This is a genomic window from Streptomyces sp. NBC_00028 (assembly GCF_045041065.1).
Taxonomy (GTDB): Bacteria; Actinomycetota; Actinomycetes; order Streptomycetales; family Streptomycetaceae; genus Streptomyces.
The window spans coordinates 6,207,915-6,224,175 of sequence record NZ_CP108293.1 but is presented as its reverse complement, the minus strand read 5'-3'; the positions used below and the strand labels follow the sequence as shown (position 1 = coordinate 6,224,175).

The window sequence follows — 16,261 nt, the reverse complement described above, 5'->3', positions numbered from 1 at the left end:
GCGCCCTCAGGACCAGAGAGTGTCAACTTCCGTTCACCGGTTTCAAGGTTCTGCGAAAGCGCTTGTCGATTCACGCCACATTCACAGGTTTCCGCGACTGTCAGGGATTCCCGCCGCTGTCACAGATTCCCGCGGCGCTCCTGCTCCCGCTCGATCGCCTCGAAGAGGGCCTTGAAGTTGCCCTTGCCGAAGCCCATCGAGCCGTGCCGCTCGATGATCTCGAAGAACACGGTCGGCCGGTCCTGGACCGGCTTGGTGAAGATCTGGAGCAGATAGCCGTCCTCGTCGCGGTCGGCGAGGATCCCCAGTTCGCGCAGGGTCCCGACGGGGACCCGGGTGTCGCCGGCCCACTCGCCGAGGGTGTCGTAGTACGAGTCCGGGGTGTTGAGGAACTCCACCCCGGCCGCGCGCATCGTCCGTACCGTCTCGACGATGTCGCCCGTGTTGAGCGCGATGTGCTGGACGCCTGCGCCGCCGTAGAACTCCAGGTACTCGTCGATCTGGGACTTCTTCCTGGCGACGGCGGGCTCGTTGATCGGGAACTTGACCTTGAGGGTGCCGTCGGCGACGACCTTGGACATCAGCGCGCTGTACTCGGTGGCGATGTCGTCGCCCACGAACTCCTTCATGTTCGTGAAGGCCATGACCTTGTTGTAGAAGCCGACCCATTCGTCCATCCGGCCGAGCTCGACGTTGCCGACGCAGTGGTCGATGGCCTGGAAGGTGCGGTGGGCGGGCGGCTCGACGATCGGGGACGCGGGGACGAAGCCGGGGAGATAGGGGCCTTCGTAGTCCGTGCGCTCGACGAGGGTGTGGCGGGTCTCGCCGTACGCGGCGATCGCGGCCAGGACGACGGTGCCGTGCTCGTCCTTCAGCTCGTACGGCTCGGTGACGCTCGTCGCGCCGTGCTCGGTCGCGTAGGCGTACGCGCGGCGGGCGTCCGGGACCTCGATGGCGAGGTCGACGACGCCGTCGCCGTGCTCGGCCACATGCCGGGCGAGGAAGTGGCCCCAGGTGGTGGCGGGCTTGATGACGGAGGTGAGCACGAAACGGGCGGAGCCGTTCTCCAGGACGTAGCTCGCGGTCTCGCGGCTGCCGTTCTCGGGTCCGGAGTAGGCCACCAGCCGCATACCGAAGGCGGTCGAGTAGTAGTGCGCCGCCTGCTTGGCGTTGCCCACGGCGAAGACGACCGCGTCCATTCCCTTGACCGGGAAGGGGTCGGCCTGCCGGGCGGTGTCGGGAGTGTGGCGTGTGGTCTGCGTCATACCCGCAGCCTTCTCCGGCTCGGCAAGATGCGCAATGGTTCTCCATTTGGGCAGGCAATATGCTCAGCGCTGAGCCGATATGTGCCGGTTCTCTGTACAGGATGGCCACCGGGAAGGGTGACGCTCGTGGGGATCGACGGGCTGGACGGACGGATCATCGTGCTGCTGGCGCGGGAGCCGCGGATCGGGGTGCTGGAGATGTCCCGGCGGCTGGGGGTGGCCCGGGGCACGGTGCAGGCGCGGCTCGACCGGCTTCAGTCGAATGGCGTCATCCGCGGATTCGGTCCCGAGGTGGACCCGGCGGCCCTCGGCTACCCGGTGACCGCGTTCGCCACGCTCCAGATCCGGCAGGGGCAAGGCCCGGACGTACGGGCCCACTTGGCGACCGTGCCGGAGGTGCTGGAACTCCACACGACCACGGGGTCCGGGGACATGCTGTGCCGCCTGGTGGCCCGCTCCAACGCGGATCTTCAACGGGTGATCGACCGCGTTGTCGGTTTCGATGGGATCGTCCGGGCCGCCACGGCGATCGTGATGGAGAACCCCGTCCCGCTGCGGATCATCCCGCTGGTGGAACAGGCGGCGGAGGACGAGGACAGGGACTAGCTGCCGTGGGGTGAGGGCGTGTGAGCTTCTGGGAGTATCTCGGCAATCGCCATCAGCAGCTGCTCACCGACGCCTATCAGCACGCCAGCGCCGTCTTCCAGTGCATGGTCGTGGCGACGCTGATCGGGGTGCTGATCGGGGTCGTCACCTATCGCAGCGAATGGGGCGGGAACCTCGCGACGCTGACCACCTCGACCATTCTGACCATCCCGTCGCTGGCCATGATCGGTCTGCTCATCCCGCTCGTCGGTCTCGGTGTGCCGCCCACGGTGATCGCGCTGACCCTGTACGGGCTGCTGCCGATCGTGCGCAACGCGATCGTCGGGCTGCGCGGGGTCGATCCCGCGCTGGTGGACGCGGCCAAGGGCATCGGGATGTCCCGGCTGATGCGGCTCGCGCGGGTCGAGCTGCCGCTGGCCTGGCCGCCGATCCTGACCGGCATCCGGGTTTCCACGCAGATGCTGATGGGCATCGCGGCCATCGCCGCCTACGCCTCCGGGCCCGGCCTCGGCAACGAGATCTTCCGCGGGATCGCCTCCCTGGGCAGCAAGAACGCGCTCAACCAGGTCCTCGCCGGCACCCTCGGGATCATCGTCCTGGCCCTGCTGTTCGACGCCGCGTACGTCCTGATCGGACGGCTGACCATTCCCAGGGGGATCCGTGTCTGAGACGTCCGCGTCCACGTCGGCCGCCTCCGGCGCCGCCATCGAGCTGGAGAACCTGACCAAGAGGTACCCCGGCAATCCGCAGCCCTCCGTCGACAACGTCAACATGGAGATCAAGGCGGGTGAGACCGTCATCTTCGTCGGCCCGTCCGGCTGCGGTAAGTCGACGACGCTCAAGATGATCAACAGGCTGATCGAGCCGACCGGCGGCCGGATCCGCATCGGCGGCGAGGACGTCACCGACATCGACCCGGTCAAGCTCCGCCGCAAGGTCGGCTACGCGATCCAGTCGGCCGGGCTGTTCCCGCACATGACGGTCGCGCAGAACATCGCGCTGGTGCCGAAGATGATCGGCTGGGGCAAGGGCCGGATCAGGGACCGGGTCGAGGAGCTGCTCGACCTGGTCGGACTGGACCCCGGCGAGTTCCACGGCCGCTATCCACGCCAGCTCTCCGGCGGTCAGCAACAACGCGTGGGCGTGGCGCGGGCGTTGGCGGCCGATCCCCCGGTCCTGCTGATGGACGAGCCGTTCGGCGCGGTCGACCCGATCACCCGGGACCATCTCCAGGACGAGCTGATCAGGCTCCAGCGCGAGCTGCACAAGACGATCGTGTTCGTCACCCACGACTTCGACGAGGCGATCAAGCTGGGCGATCGCATCGCCGTGCTGCGCGAACGCTCGCACATCGCCCAGTTCGACACCCCGGAGGCGATCCTCACCAACCCGGCGGACGACTTCGTGTCGGGGTTCGTCGGCGCGGGCGCGGCACTCAAACGCCTGAACCTGACCCGGGTACGGGATGTGGAGATCACCGACTACCCCACGGTGACCGTCGACGACCCGCTCCAGGAGTTCTTCAACCTGCTCCGGGGCAGCGGCACGAACGAGATCCTGCTTCTCGACAAACGCGGCCGCCCCTACAAATGGCTGCGCCGCGGCGACCTGATGCGGGCGAAGGGCTCGCTGGCGCGGGCCGGGACGCTGGTCCACGACACGGTCACCCGGGACGCGACCCTGCGGGACGCGCTGGAGGCCGTACTCACGGACAACGCGGGGCGGGTGGCGGTGACCGGGCGGCGCGGTGAGTACACGGGTGTGGTCGACATGGAGACGCTGATGAACTCCGTGCACGAACTGCTGGAGGCGGACCGGCTGGAGGCCATGGAGCACCAGCACGAACTGGAGGAGGCCAGGGCCGCCCAGACCCATGCCGAACAGGAGGGCGACACGGACGGCGGGGGGAAGAAGGCGTGAGCGGCTCCCCGGTACAGCAGCGGCCGGACGGCGAGCACGACGTCAAGGGCCTCGCCTTCCGCGACGAGGGCGAGGCCGAGCAGGAGGCACCGCCGCCGCCCGCGACGACGGCCCGCCGCATCACCTGGCAGAAGCTGACCTTCCTGCCCGCCGTCCTGGTGGCGATCCTGCTGGCGACCTGGCTGTGGTTCCAGCAGGCGGACCTGGACGCGATCTCCGAGAACGCGCTGTCGAACGGGCAGGTGTCCAAGGCCCTTTGGCAGCATGTGAAGCTGACGGTGATCTCCACCTTCTTCGTGCTGATCATCGCGATCCCCCTGGGCATCCTGCTGACCCGGAAGATGTTCCGCAGGGCCGCCCCGATCGCCATGGCCGTAGCCAACATGGGGCAGGCGACCCCGGCGATCGGCCTGCTCGCCCTGCTGGTGATCTGGCTGGGCACAGGTACGAAGGCGGCGCTGATCGGCATCATCATCTACGCCGTCCTCCCGGTCCTGTCGAACACCATCGCGGGCCTGAAGGCGAACGACCCGACGCTGCTGGAGGCGGCGCGGGGAATCGGGATGTCTCCCCTGGGCGTGCTGAGGCGGGTGGAGCTGCCGCTGGCGGTCCCGCTGATCCTGGCGGGTGTACGGACGGCCCTGGTCCTGAACGTCGGTACGGCGACGCTGGCGACGTTCGGCGGGGGCGGCGGCCTCGGCGTCCTGATCACGACCGGCATCACCAACCAGCGCATGCCGGTGCTGATGCTGGGCTCGATCCTCACCGTCGCGCTGGCACTGCTGGTGGACTGGCTGGCCTCGCTGGCGGAACTGGTGCTGCGGCCACGAGGGTTGGAGGTACGGCGATGAAGCGCGCGTGCCTGGTGACGGCGGGGCTGCTGGTGCTGGCCTCGGCCTGCGGACTGACCAGCGGCTCCCCCATGGTCGACGATGTGAGTCCCGGTTCCATCGGCGGCGGTGAGCCACTGAAGGGCGCGAGCCTGACGGTCACGTCGAAGGAGTTCACGGAACAGCTGATCCTGGGCGCGATCATGGGGATCGCGTTCGAGGCGGCGGGCGCGGACGTACTGGACCGCACGGGCATCCAGGGTTCCATCGGGGCGCGGGAAGCGGTCAAGTCCGGTGACGCGGACGGGATGTACGAGTACACGGGCACGGCCTGGATCACGTACCAGGGCAACAGCGAACCGATCGCCGACCCGCGGGCGCAGTGGGAGGCGGTGCGCAAGGCCGACCTGAAGAACGGCCTGACATGGCTGCCCCCCGCGGCACTGAACAACACCTACGCGCTGGCGATGAACGCGGCCAACTTCAAGAAGTACGGCACGAAGACGCTGTCGGAGGTGGCCGCTCTCTCTCATTCCGACCCCGGCGCGGTGACGCTGTGCGTGGAGAGCGAGTTCGCCAACCGCGCGGACGGGCTGCCGGGCATGGAGAAGGCGTACGGCATGAGCGTCCCCGCGAAGAACATCACGCAGATGGACACCGGGATCATCTACACCCAGGTGAAGAAGGGCAGTTGCACCTACGGCGAGGTCTTCACGACCGACGGCCGCATCAGGTCCATGAACCTCAGAGTCATGCAGGACGACAAGAAGTTCTTCCCCAACTACAACGCCGCCCCCGTGATCAACTCCAAGGCCCTGAAGAAGTGGCCGGCGATCGAGAAGATCCTCGACCCGGTCACCAAGAAGCTGAACAACACGGTGGCCCAGGAACTGAACGCCAAGGTGGACGTGGACGGAGAGGACCCGCACCAGGTGGCGTTGGACTGGATGAAGGCAGAGGGGTTCGTGAAGGAGGGCTGACACGGCCTCCGGCGGCTTACAAAGAAGTCATTGCAAAGGAACCTTTGCATAGCTACCTTTGTACGCATGCCCGAAGAACCCAACCTCCGGAAACTGGACGCCCGTTCACTGCGCGGGCTGGCGCATCCGCTGCGGATGCAGTTGTTGGACGCCCTGCGTTTCGGGGGGCCCGCCACCGCGTCCCAACTCGCCGAGAAGCTGGGTGAGTCGAGCGGGGCGACCAGCTATCACCTGCGCCAGCTCGCCGCCCACGGCTTCGTGGCGGACGACCCCGAGCGCGGCAAGGGGCGGGAACGCTGGTGGAAAGCAGTCCACACAGGGCTGTCCTTCGACGACTCTCTGCTCACGGACAGCGACCCGGCCGTCCGCGGGGCCGCCGACCTGTACCTGCATGAGGTCGCCACCACCCAGATCCAGAACCTCTCCACCTGGCTGGGAACCCGCGCCACCTGGCCGGAAGCATGGAACCAGGTCTGGGACCTCAGCAGCGCGACGCTGAAGCTGACCCCGGAACAGAGCCGTGAGCTCATCGAGAAGATGCACGCCCTGATCGACACCTACCGCGACCTGCCCCCGGGCGACGGCACGGCTCAGGTGCGCATCCACACGCACGCCTTCCCGATCACCACCGACTGACGAGAGGCCGCTTCCCATGCATCCCGAGACCCACCTCGCCCTGCACGAGGCCCGCGCCGCCGAGCTCCTCTCCCAAGCCGACGCCCACCGCCTCGCCGCCGAGGCCAAGCCCCCGCGGACGGACCTGCGTACCCGCGTCGGCTGGACGCTCGTGGAAGTCGGGCTGCGGCTCGCCGCCAGTCCCCGCTCGGCCCTCGCCTAGCAGCTGGGTACGGAGCCCTTCCCCGATTCCAGTGCCACCAGGGAGTTCACCGCGCCCTTCAGTGTCGTCACCGGGATCAGGCGCAGGTTCTTCGGGAGTTCGGCCTTCGCGTCGCCGCACTCGTCCTTCGGGACGAGGAACACCGTGGCGCCGTCCCGCTTCGCGGCCTGGGTCTTCAGGGAGACGCCGCCCACCGCGCCCACGGTGCCGTCGGCGTCGATCGTGCCCGTGCCGGCGATCACCCGGCCGCCGGTGAGGTCGCCGCCGCTGCCGTCGCCGTTCAGCTTGTCGACGATGCCGAGGGAGAAGAGGAGCCCGGCGCTGGGGCCGCCGACGTCCGCCAGTTCCAGCGTGACCTTGATGTTCTTGTCGGAGAGGTCCAGGTAGTTCAGCGCGGCCTCGGCCGCGGCGTCCTGGGACTCCTTCATCTGCTCGGTGTTGTGCCGCTCGATCTCCTTCGTGGACTGCCCGCTCGGATACACCGAGTCGCGCGGCATGACCGCCCGGTCCGTGGCGAACCACGCGTCGATCACGTCCGAGAGGGAGACGCGCGCGTCGGGGTTGGTCGCCTCGATGGTCGTCATCCGCAGCTGCCCGGTCGTCGTACGCGTCTTCGCGCCCGAGATCGTGATCACCGGGGTGTCCTGGTTCTCGCCGAGGACGTTCGCCGTCATACCCGGCTGCGTCAGCGAGAGCGGCAGCGGCGCGAAGGCCACCGTGGCGAGCAGGGCCACGACGGGCAGGGCGCAGACGGCGACGGCCTGGGGGCGCGTGAGGCGAGAGAGCACGGGATCAATCTAACGTGACCACCACTTCCGGCCAGGAGCCGGTGGCGGGCCGGGGTGACCGAAGGCCACCCCGGCGACCGCGCCCAAGCCCTCAGCGCAACGCCTCCGCCACCTCCCGTGCCGCGTCCATCACGCGTGGCCCCACCCGCTCGGGCACCGCGTCCGCCAGCATCACCACACCCACGCTGCCCTCCACGCCCGTGACCCCGAGCAGGGGAGCGGCGGCGCCACTGGCCCCCGCCTCCAGCTCACCGTGGGTGAGGGTGTACCCGGGCTCAGCGGGCGGCTGGGCACGCGCGGACAGGATCGCCCGGCCCGCGGCACCCCGGTCCAGGGGATGCCGGAATCCGGCGCGGTAGGCCACGTGATAGTCCGTCCACGTCGGCTCGACCACGGCGACGGCGAGCGCCTCCGCCCCGTCCACCAGCGTGAGATGGGCCGTGGCCCCTATGTCCTCGGCGAGGGAACGCAGGGCCGGCAACGCGGCCTCACGTACCAGCGGATGCACCTGGCGGCCCAGGCGGAGCACCCCGAGGCCGACCCGGGCGCGGCCGCCCAGATCACGCCGTACGAGTGCATGCTGTTCGAGAGTGGCGAGCAACCGGTACACCACGGTCCGGTTCACGCCCAGTTTGTTGGATAGCTCGGTGACGGTCAGCCCGTGGTCCGTATCGGCCAGCAGCTTGAGGACCCGTAGTCCTCGGTCGAGCGTCTGAGAGGTCTCCGCGGTCACGACGCCCACTCCTCCAAGTGGTGAGGTCGGCGACCCTGCCGGCGAAGATGCGTCATCGAGTCCCGTCGGTGACGCGCGTCAGAGGCCGCCGATCGGCCGGCGGCCCGGCATGCGTACCGGGCCGCGTCGCTTCACGGCTGCGCTCCGCGGCGGCGCTGCCACGGGGCGTGTGCGTAGCGGGACATTAGCGAAGCCGGTTCGCTGAGCGGAAGGCTCCGTCCAGAATCCGGGCAGTGGCCGGTACGGACTACTCCGTTTGTCCTGATACGTACGGCGCACAACATCCTGCGAGCACAGCATCTGACACGCCCCGCGCCCCCTCTCGGCCAGGGGCTCAGCGCATCCGGGTGGCCCACTCCTGGACCTTGGCGATGCGCTGCCGCAGCTGCCCGGCGGTGGCCTCCGCGCTCGGCGGGCCACCGCACAGCCGGCGCAGCTCGGTGTGGATGACCCCGTGCGGCTTGCCGCTCTGGTGGACGTACGCGCTGACCATGGTGTTGAGCTGCTTGCGCAGCTCCATCATCTCCTTGTGCGAGACGACGGGCCGCCGCTCGGCGGGCAGTTCGAGGAGGTCCGCCTCGCTGTCCGGCTTCTTGCGGCTGTGCGCGATCTGCCGGGCCTGCCGCTTCTGGAGCAGCAGCTGCACCTGGTCGGGTTCGAGGAGCCCGGGGATCCCGAGGTAGTCCTGCTCCTCCTCGCTCCCGGGGTGGGCCTGCATACCGAACTCGGCGCCGTCGTACAGCACCCGGTCGAAGACGGCCTCGGACTCCAGCGCCTCGAAGGAGAACTGCTCCTGCTCGCCGGTGTCCTCGTCCTGCTCCTTGTTCGCCTCCTCCATCTCCTTCTCGGACTCGGCGTACGGGTCCTCCTCGCCCTCCTTCTTCGGCTTGTCGAGGGCGTGGTCCCGTTCCACCTCCATCTCGTTGGCGAAGGTGAGGAGGTCGGGGACGGTCGGGAGGAAGACGGACGCCGTCTCGCCACGCCTGCGCGACCGCACGAAACGGCCGACCGCCTGGGCGAAGAAGAGGGGCGTGGAGATGGTGGTGGCGTACACCCCGACGGCGAGGCGCGGGACGTCGACGCCTTCCGACACCATGCGTACGGCGACCATCCAGCGGTCGTTGCTCGCGCTGAAGTCGTCGATGCGCTTGGACGCGGCGGCTTCGTCGGAGAGCACGAGGGTGGCCTTGTTCCCCGTGATCTCGCGGATCAGCTTGGCGTAGGCGCGGGCGGATTCCTGGTCGGAGGCGATGACGAGCGCGCCCGCGTCCGGGATGGCCTTCCTGACCTCGGTGAGCCGCTGGTCGGCGGCGCGCAGCACGCTCGGCATCCACTCACCGCGCGGATCGAGCGCCGTACGCCAGGCCTGGCTGATCGCGTCCTTGGTCATGGGCTCGCCGAGGCGGGCCGCGATCTCGTCCCCCGCCTTGGTGCGCCAGCGCATGTTGCCGCTGTAGGACAGGAAGATCACCGGGCGGACGACATGGTCGGCGAGGGCGTTGCCGTACCCATAGGTGTAGTCGGCCGCCGACCTCCTGATGCCCGCGTTGTCCTCCTCGTACGTCACGAAGGGGATCGGGTTGGTGTCGGACCGGAAGGGCGTGCCGGTGAGCGCGAGGCGGCGCGTGGCGGGCTCGAAGGCCTCGAGGCAGGCCTCGCCCCAGGACTTGCTGTCACCGGCGTGATGGATCTCGTCCAGGATCACGAGGGTCTTGCGCTGCTCGACGCGGTTGCGGTGCAGCATGGGGCGGACGCCGACGCCGGCGTAGGTCACGGCGACACCGTGGTAGTCCTTGCCGAGCGGGCCCGCGCTGTACTCGGGATCCAGCTTGATCCCTATCCGCGCGGCGGCCTCGGCCCACTGCTTCTTCAGATGCTCGGTCGGCGCGACCACGGTCACCTGCTGCACGACATGGTGGTGCAGCAGCCAGGAGGCGAGCGTCAGCGCGAAGGTGGTCTTGCCGGCGCCGGGCGTGGCGACGGCGAGAAAGTCGCGCGGCTGCTCCTGGACGTACTTCTCCATCGCCCCCTGCTGCCAGGCACGCAGCTTGCTGGCGGTGCCCCAGGGGGCGCGGCCGGGGAAGGCGGGCGAGAGGTGGTGCGAGGTGGTGGAGGCGGCGGTGGTAGTCACGGTCTCCGTAGGGGTCCGGTGCGTATGACGACCGGGTCACCTTACCGGCGCCCCGCCACCGTCAACGCCCGGACGGGGCCGGGTCGCCGGTGGGTGGGACCGAGGTCACAGTCAGCGCGCGAAGCGCGACAGACGGGTCGCGATCTTGGGCACGTCCGAGGCGCCCCTGGCAGACGTCCAGCACCAACCGCTCGGCCTCGTCCACGTCGAAGGCCGGGTCGAGGGGGTGTCCGTTCATGGTCGATCAACCGAGTCCAGCCATGCCCCCCGGTACTGGGTGGCACCACCGGCGTCACCTGGATTCCGTCCGCAACCGCCTCGTCACCCACGCCCCCACCAACGCCACCCCCGCCATCGGCAGGAACACCGCCGCGAACGCCGCCGGATGCGAGCCCGCGCCGGATGTCGCCGTATGACTCACCGTCCCGCCGCCCAGCGCGGCGAACGCCGCACCGCCCGCCGCCAGCAGGACGACGTTGGCCAGGGCGTCGGAGATCTGGAGGGACGCGGAGTTGGTACCGGCCTCCTCGGGGGCGGAGAGGTGCAGCAGGAGCACGCTGGTGGAGGAGATCACCAGGCCCATCCCGAAGCACCCGAAGGCCCACGCGACGGCGACCGTCCAGGCCGGCACCGAGTCGATCAGCACACTCGGCGCGGCGGCGATCGCGGCGGCCACCAGCACCATCCCGGCCGTCATCAGCCGCTCCCGGTACCGCTCCACCCGCGCCCGCGACTGCACCCACGACCCCAGCGCCCACGTCACCCCGCCCGCCGCGAGCGAGAACCCGGCGAGCGTCGGCGAAAGACCCCGCTGGGTGACCAGCATCAGCGGCACGAAGGACTCGGCGGCGATGAAGGACCCCGCGGCGACACCGCGCAGCAGCACGACGGAGGGCAGCCCGCGGACGGATCGGTAGGTACCGCGGGGCAGCAGCCCGAGCACGGCCGGCACGAGCAGCGCGGCGCCCGCGACGGCCGGGACCAGCGAGAGCCACCTCAGATCCTGGGCGGCGTACTGGAGGAGGCCCGCGCCCAGCGAGATGCCGAGGGCGAGCCGGATACGGCGCCGGTCGAACGCCCCGCCGCCCCCGCCGTCGACCGGCCCGCCCGCCCGCAGCCGTATCTGCGGCAGCGCGAGCGCCAGCGGGAAGACGACGAGCACCGGGATCCCGACGAACACCCACCGCCACCCGAGGTGCTCGGTCACCGCGCCCGCAGCGAGCGGGCCGACGATCGACGGTACGACCCAGCCCGCGGCGAAGGCGGCCATGATCGCGGGCCGCAGCCGCTCCGGGTAGGCCCGTCCCACGACGACGTACAGCGCGACGATGACCAGCCCACCGCCGAACCCCTGCACCGCCCGCCCGAGGATGAACAGCCACATCGCCCCCGCCGTCCCGGACAGCATCAGCCCGGCCGCGAAGGAGGCGATGCCGGTGGTCAGCGGGCCGAGCGGCCCGCGCCGGTCGGACCACTGCCCGGACAGCACCATCCCGAGGAGGGAGGTCGTGAAGTACCCGGAGAACGCGAACGCGTACAGCGACACCCCGTCCAGCTCCCGCGCCGCCACGGGCATCGCCGTGCCGACCGCGGTCGCCTCGAAGGCGATGAGCAGCACGACCGAAACGATCCCGACGCTGAGCGCCCGGTACCCCCGCCCCAGCACCCCGTCCTCGGCATCGGCGGGCAGGTCAGGGGCGGTCTCCACGACATCGGCGTCGCGCGGTTCGAGGCTGGTCATGGTCGCCAGGGTAAGGGCCGTGGAGGGGTTTGGCCCCTGTCGGGAGGTGGTCCTGGGCTGAGACCTTGGTCGTACGACCACGAGACGCCCGCACGCTTTCATGAACGGCGTGTGGCAGTCGCATTGCAGGGCCGGCGATCCCCTTGAGCCCCTTCCCGCCCCACCCGTACGGTCATCTCACCGAGTTCGGAACGGAGTTCACGAACCCCCTCCCGACCCGGTGAACGGCCGTGTGCCCGAGTGGCTTAGGGACTCGCCTGCAAAGCGAGGTACGTGGGTTCAATTCCCGCCACGGCCTCTGTGCCGAGGATGCCGGAAGGGCGGCGCCCCCAGTGGGGGTGCCGCCCTTTTCGTCGGTCGGGGTCAGGCCTTGGCGTACTCCCAGCCGCCGCACTTGTACGGGGTGCCGTCGGAGCCGTCCTGGAGGCAGGCGCGGATCTGGAGGGTGGTGCCCTCGGCGAAGGAGAGGTTCCAGTCGTGGGCGACGGCGTAGCCGTAGCCGTTGTAGTACGAGTGGGTCGAGGAGCTGGAGTTGTAGCGCCACTGGGCGGCCGTCCCGTGGCCGTCCTTCAGCATGTCGAGAGCCGTGAGGATCTCGCCGTCGGCCGCGAAGTACGTCTTCGCGGTGACGTCCGACGAGATGATGGAGTTGGAGGCCTCGTAGACCTCGCCGGCGGCCTGCGCGGGGGCGATGCCCAGGGCGAGCGCCGACGCGGAGGCCGCGGCGACCCCGAGGGCGGTCGTCATTCGACGGTGGAGCTTGCGCACAGCGGCGTTCCTCTCTTCGAACAACTGGTCGCGGCGAACGTACCTGAGGGGAACGGGAGTTGGCTGATTATTTATGCGGGCGGCGAGGCCCGTGCGGCTCGGGTCGAGCATTCCGTTTTGCTTCTCTTTTGCTGTGAATGCTCCGATGAGTCGGCAAAGCGAAAGGTGCGTCCCCACATAGGGCGTTTGTCCGCCCACGTGCTTGATCCGCTGCCATGCTGCCCGCATCGGAGCCGTCGAAGGTTCCGCGCCGGCATCAGGGGGATGCGATGGGCGATCAGGCATATTGGAACGCCGGGGACCGGCCCCGGATCTTCATCAACTGGCAGTCCTTCACCGCGCAGGGCATCAGCAACGACTGGCAGGGCCCGGTCACGGACGCGGTGCTCAACGCGTACACGAGGTGGCAGAACGCGGGGGTCGACTGCCGCTTCCAGTTCTGGAACTACACCGACCGCACCGAGCCGCAGGACGGCGAGATCATCGTGTCGATGAACGAGCGGCACTTCGACACCTCGCGGGTCGCCTCGACGTTCACCAGCTGGCGCAAGGCGAGTCTGGTCATCCACCGCAAGAACGGCGCCGACCTCACCCCGTGGCCGCTGGTGCCGTTCAACGCCCAGCCCGGGCAGATCGACCTCCAGGGCATCTTCCAGCACGAGCTGGGCCACTGCTACTGGCTGGACCACAGCGGCAGCGCCGACGACGTCATGTTCGGCAGCTACAGCTACCACAGCAACCGCTTCGGGCCCTGGGAAGGCGACGTCGCCAAGGCCAAGGCGATCTACCGGGACTTCGACCGCAACCGGCTGCGGGAGTTCCGCTCCGTCGACGGAGGCGCGTCCTGGTTCGCGCAGGGCACGCAGATCACCGACTACAACAACTACCAGGCGCGCACCTGTCTGACGCCCGGCGTCACCTCCATCGGCGGCAGCGGGCTGTACGCGCTCGGCTGGAGTCATCCGAACCGCATCCCCACCTGGCTGCGCACCGACGGCGTCAACTTCCTCTTCAACGGCTGGGTGTACTACGGCGGTGAGCGCTCCGTGCACGGCCCCGCCCTCGCCGACGAACCCGGCGGGCTGATGCTCATGGCCTGGGTGCACAACGACAACAACGGCACCATCCGCGTCGTCCGCTCCACCAACCAGGGGCAGAGCTGGGCCTGGGCCAACACCCCGGCCGACGCCACCACCTTCGGCACCCCCGGGCTCGCCTCGACCGTGGTCAACGGGCGCCGCGCCTGGGTGCTGGCCTGGGCGCACTTCGACCGCGCCGACCACCCCGGCACCGGCCGCATTCGCGCCAGCGTCTCCTACGACGACGGCTGGACCTGGTCGACGCCCACCGTGGTGCCCACGAGCTACGACTACAAGTCGCTCGCCGGGGTCTCGCTCGGTGCCGCCCCCGACAACCGGGTGGTGCTCGGGTTCTCCTGGGCCGGGCCCGACATCTACTCGATGAACCTGGTCCGCAGCCTCGACTGCGAGGTCTCCGGCGACCGGCTCGTGCAACGCGGCACCGGGTACTCCAACGACCGCACCCGCACCCAGCCCGCCGTCACCTACGATCCCGGCCGCAACCTCTTCCATCTCTCCTTCCGGGAACAGAACTTCCTCACCTCGCTGCGCGTCGCGCAGAAGGAGTGGCTCAAGACGTCCTGGTCGGCGGCCCAGCAGCTGCCCAACTCGACGTCCAGCACGGCACCGGCCCTGGCCCACAGCCGCGTCGGCAACAACCTGCTCCTTTGGTACGGAGGCGAGTGAGCCATGGCGACGTATCTCACCACCACGCCGACGCTGCTCCAGCGCATCCGCGACTGCCAGGCCGTCGTCGTGCTGCGCGAGCGCACCCTGGAGTCGGTCACCACCGACCACGAGGCCCGCGAGGCCCGCCCGCTGGGCACCTTCCGGGCCACGCCCGCCGAGGTGCTCAAGGGCGACGACGAGGGCGCACTGACCATCCGGATGCCCGGCGCGGGCTCCGCCGAACAGGCCGAACAGCCCGAGCAGGCCGAACAGGTGGCCTGGAGGCTCGCCCCGCAGGACGAGCGGGCGCAGGTCGCCTTCCTCGTCCGGGAGAGCCGCACCTCCTGGGTGCCGTACTTCTCCAGCGTCTTCCCGCTCGACGGCGAGACCGTGCTGCTGTCGGAGGAGGTGGAGGACGACCGGCCCGGTGAGGCGGGCGCCCTGGACCTCGCCGGGCTGCGTGCGCTCATCACGCGCGCCGCCGAGGAGGCCCGGGAGCAGCAGACCAAGCTGTGGGAGGCCGAGCCGGAGATCGCGGCCCGCACCCGGCCCCATCCGGTCCTGGAGTCTCCCGAGGCCCCGGCACCGGGGGCGACCTCCGCCGAGCCGGACACCGCGGACCCGGGCGGCGCCTCGGCGGCACCCGAACTCGCTGAGCCACCCGAACTCCCCGAGGCGCCCGAGGAGTAGCGCGCAGGGCCGGGGAGAGCGAGGCGGGTGCGGTCAGAGCACCCCGCCCGCCTCGTCCCTCAGCATCTCCGTCCAGTAGTGCCAGTCGGCGTCCGTCGCGCTGCCGGTGCGGTCGACGCTCGACAGGACCTGGATCATCGTGGCCGCCAGCTGGGCGTGCGGTCCCAGCGGCTCGCCCAGTACCTGGATCCGGCCCCGGGACAGCTCCTCGTCGAGGGTCGCCTCGCGGCGCAGCAGCCAGAGCGTGAACGCGAGTGTGGAGACGTCCGTGTTCAGCGGGTACAGCCGTGCCTCGGGCTCGCTCCAGTGCAGGACCGCACCCGTGCGGCCGTCCACCACCAGGCTGTTGTCCTCGACGAGGTGACCCAGGCGTATCAAGTGGGCGGCGTCGGCCGGGAGTTCGGCGCCCGGGTGGTCGGCGTGGTGCTCGGTGAGGGTGGGCAGCGGGACGTCCGTGTCCAGGCGGAAGAGGTCGGTGTCCTCGGGCAGGCCCGTGTCGCGCAGGAAGCGGCGGGTGGGTTCATGGGTGAGCGTCGCGGGGAAGTCGACCTCCTCGAAGCGCCAGATCTCGCCCTGCCCGAACTCCTGGTCCAGCAGCCGCACGGGGAGGTCGAGGGCCAGCCCGGACGTCCTGCCGGGGCCGGCCGTCAGGGCCAGCGGGCGGATCAGGGCCGCCGCCCGCCACAGGGCCGGCACCGCGCCGTCCGTGCCCTCCTCGAAGATCGCGAGCAGGTGACGCGAGGCCTCCGCCGCGACCTGTTGGCCGTACCGGTCGGCGTAGGCCGCGAACTGGCCGCGCAGTCCCGCCAGTTCGTCCGTCGCGGTCGCGAAGCGCAGCAGCTTCTCCAGCGACGGGGCGAGCGGGCGGCGCTCCATGAGGTCGGGGCGGTCCCACCAGAAGTCGGTCGTCGACACCTCGCCCGTCGCACCGTCGAGCAGGACCGACTCCGTCTCCCGGCCCTCGTCGTCGAGCAGTCCGCCTATGACCAGCTGGTCCCGCATGTCCGCGGCCAGCCGCCCGCCGGGGTCGCCGGTCGCGTCCGTCAGGGTCCGCAGGCCCTCCCGGCCGAGCTCCGCGAAGCTCAACAGGCCGATCTCGGCGGGCAGTCCGGGGCCAGTCAGCCAACTGCGCGTCGACGCGTGCGTGACGAGGCGGGCCAGGTCGTCGTCGGTCAAGGTGATCACCGCGGTCGCGGTGCCGGTCGTGCTCATCGTTCCCCCGT

At 69.9% G+C, this 16,261-nt stretch carries 16 protein-coding genes, 1 tRNA gene and 1 pseudogene; 10 read left to right on the top strand and 8 right to left on the bottom strand.

Going from position 1 to position 16,261, the window contains the following annotated elements; translation table 11 throughout:
• Positions 1 to 119: 119 nt before the first annotated feature.
• Positions 120 to 1,265: a 4-hydroxyphenylpyruvate dioxygenase gene (gene hppD, locus OG885_RS27970; RefSeq protein WP_405736398.1), complete on the bottom strand. Its 1,146-nt coding sequence runs from the start codon at positions 1,263 to 1,265 to the stop codon at positions 120 to 122.
• Between the two features lie 126 nt (positions 1,266 to 1,391).
• Here hppD and OG885_RS27965 point away from each other — a divergent pair, with 126 nt between their 5' ends.
• The 7 genes from OG885_RS27965 to OG885_RS27935 all read left to right on the top strand — a co-directional run bounded on the left by OG885_RS27965 (position 1,392) and on the right by OG885_RS27935 (position 6,439).
• A complete protein-coding gene (locus tag OG885_RS27965) occupies positions 1,392 to 1,871 on the top strand; it encodes an Lrp/AsnC family transcriptional regulator (RefSeq protein ID WP_405736395.1) in 480 nt (159 codons plus the stop codon).
• A gap of 20 nt (positions 1,872 to 1,891) precedes the next feature.
• Positions 1,892 to 2,539: an ABC transporter permease gene (locus OG885_RS27960; RefSeq protein WP_405736392.1), complete on the top strand. Its 648-nt coding sequence runs from the start codon at positions 1,892 to 1,894 to the stop codon at positions 2,537 to 2,539.
• Positions 2,532 to 3,791: a betaine/proline/choline family ABC transporter ATP-binding protein gene (locus tag OG885_RS27955; RefSeq protein WP_405736390.1), complete on the top strand. Its 1,260-nt coding sequence runs from the start codon at positions 2,532 to 2,534 to the stop codon at positions 3,789 to 3,791. Before OG885_RS27960 ends, OG885_RS27955 begins: the two co-directional genes overlap by 8 nt.
• Positions 3,788 to 4,642 (top strand): ABC transporter permease, encoded by an 855-nt coding sequence (locus OG885_RS27950; protein WP_405736387.1) that lies wholly within the window; start codon positions 3,788 to 3,790, stop codon positions 4,640 to 4,642. The genes OG885_RS27955 and OG885_RS27950 overlap by 4 nt, the downstream gene beginning before the upstream one ends.
• A complete protein-coding gene (locus OG885_RS27945) occupies positions 4,639 to 5,601 on the top strand; it encodes a glycine betaine ABC transporter substrate-binding protein (RefSeq protein WP_405736384.1) in 963 nt (320 codons plus the stop codon). The genes OG885_RS27950 and OG885_RS27945 overlap by 4 nt, the downstream gene beginning before the upstream one ends.
• Positions 5,602 to 5,667: 66 nt before the next feature.
• Complete coding sequence (locus OG885_RS27940; RefSeq protein ID WP_405736381.1) at positions 5,668 to 6,237, top strand: ArsR/SmtB family transcription factor; 570 nt, start codon at positions 5,668 to 5,670, stop codon at positions 6,235 to 6,237.
• 16 nt (positions 6,238 to 6,253) lie between these two features.
• The gene (locus tag OG885_RS27935) at positions 6,254 to 6,439 is read left to right on the top strand and encodes a hypothetical protein (RefSeq protein WP_405736378.1); all 186 of its coding nucleotides are present in this window, start codon (positions 6,254 to 6,256) and stop codon (positions 6,437 to 6,439) included.
• Here the strand turns inward: OG885_RS27935 and OG885_RS27930 are convergent.
• The 5 genes and pseudogenes from OG885_RS27930 to OG885_RS27910 form a co-directional block, all read right to left on the bottom strand.
• Complete coding sequence (locus OG885_RS27930) at positions 6,436 to 7,227, bottom strand: S16 family serine protease (protein WP_405736375.1); 792 nt, start codon at positions 7,225 to 7,227, stop codon at positions 6,436 to 6,438. The genes OG885_RS27935 and OG885_RS27930 overlap by 4 nt on opposite strands.
• 91 nt (positions 7,228 to 7,318) lie before the next feature.
• Positions 7,319 to 7,960, bottom strand: coding sequence for an IclR family transcriptional regulator (locus OG885_RS27925; RefSeq protein WP_405736372.1), 642 nt, complete (start codon positions 7,958 to 7,960; stop codon positions 7,319 to 7,321).
• A gap of 334 nt (positions 7,961 to 8,294) precedes the next feature.
• Positions 8,295 to 10,091 carry a DEAD/DEAH box helicase gene (locus tag OG885_RS27920; RefSeq protein ID WP_405736369.1) on the bottom strand — a complete coding sequence of 599 codons (1,797 nt, stop codon included), beginning with the start codon at positions 10,089 to 10,091 and terminating at the stop codon, positions 8,295 to 8,297.
• Positions 10,092 to 10,202: 111 nt separating this feature from the next.
• Positions 10,203 to 10,329: pseudogene (locus OG885_RS27915) on the bottom strand (death-on-curing protein); the annotation flags it as partial.
• 54 nt (positions 10,330 to 10,383) lie between these two features.
• A complete protein-coding gene (locus OG885_RS27910) occupies positions 10,384 to 11,832 on the bottom strand; it encodes an MFS transporter (protein WP_405736366.1) in 1,449 nt (482 codons plus the stop codon).
• Positions 11,833 to 12,058: 226 nt separating this feature from the next.
• Here OG885_RS27910 and OG885_RS27905 point away from each other — a divergent pair.
• Positions 12,059 to 12,130 (top strand) — tRNA-Cys (locus OG885_RS27905).
• 65 nt (positions 12,131 to 12,195) lie between these two features.
• Here the strand turns inward: OG885_RS27905 and OG885_RS27900 are convergent.
• Positions 12,196 to 12,579: a hypothetical protein gene (locus OG885_RS27900; protein WP_405736363.1), complete on the bottom strand. Its 384-nt coding sequence runs from the start codon at positions 12,577 to 12,579 to the stop codon at positions 12,196 to 12,198.
• Positions 12,580 to 12,869: 290 nt separating this feature from the next.
• On the opposite strand from OG885_RS27900, the gene OG885_RS27895 reads away from it, so the two are divergent.
• Together OG885_RS27895 and OG885_RS27890 are read left to right on the top strand one after the other, a co-directional pair.
• The gene (locus OG885_RS27895) at positions 12,870 to 14,366 is read left to right on the top strand and encodes a matrixin family metalloprotease (protein WP_405736360.1); all 1,497 of its coding nucleotides are present in this window, start codon (positions 12,870 to 12,872) and stop codon (positions 14,364 to 14,366) included.
• Positions 14,367 to 14,369: 3 nt separating this feature from the next.
• On the top strand, positions 14,370 to 15,038 hold the full coding sequence (locus OG885_RS27890; protein ID WP_405736358.1) for a hypothetical protein: 669 nt from the start codon (positions 14,370 to 14,372) through the stop codon (positions 15,036 to 15,038).
• A 33-nt stretch (positions 15,039 to 15,071) separates the two neighbouring features.
• Here OG885_RS27890 and OG885_RS27885 read toward each other — a convergent pair whose 3' ends face one another.
• Entirely contained in the window at positions 15,072 to 16,250 is a 1,179-nt protein-coding gene (locus tag OG885_RS27885) for an SUKH-4 family immunity protein (protein WP_405736356.1), read from the bottom strand.
• Positions 16,251 to 16,261 lie beyond the last annotated feature (11 nt).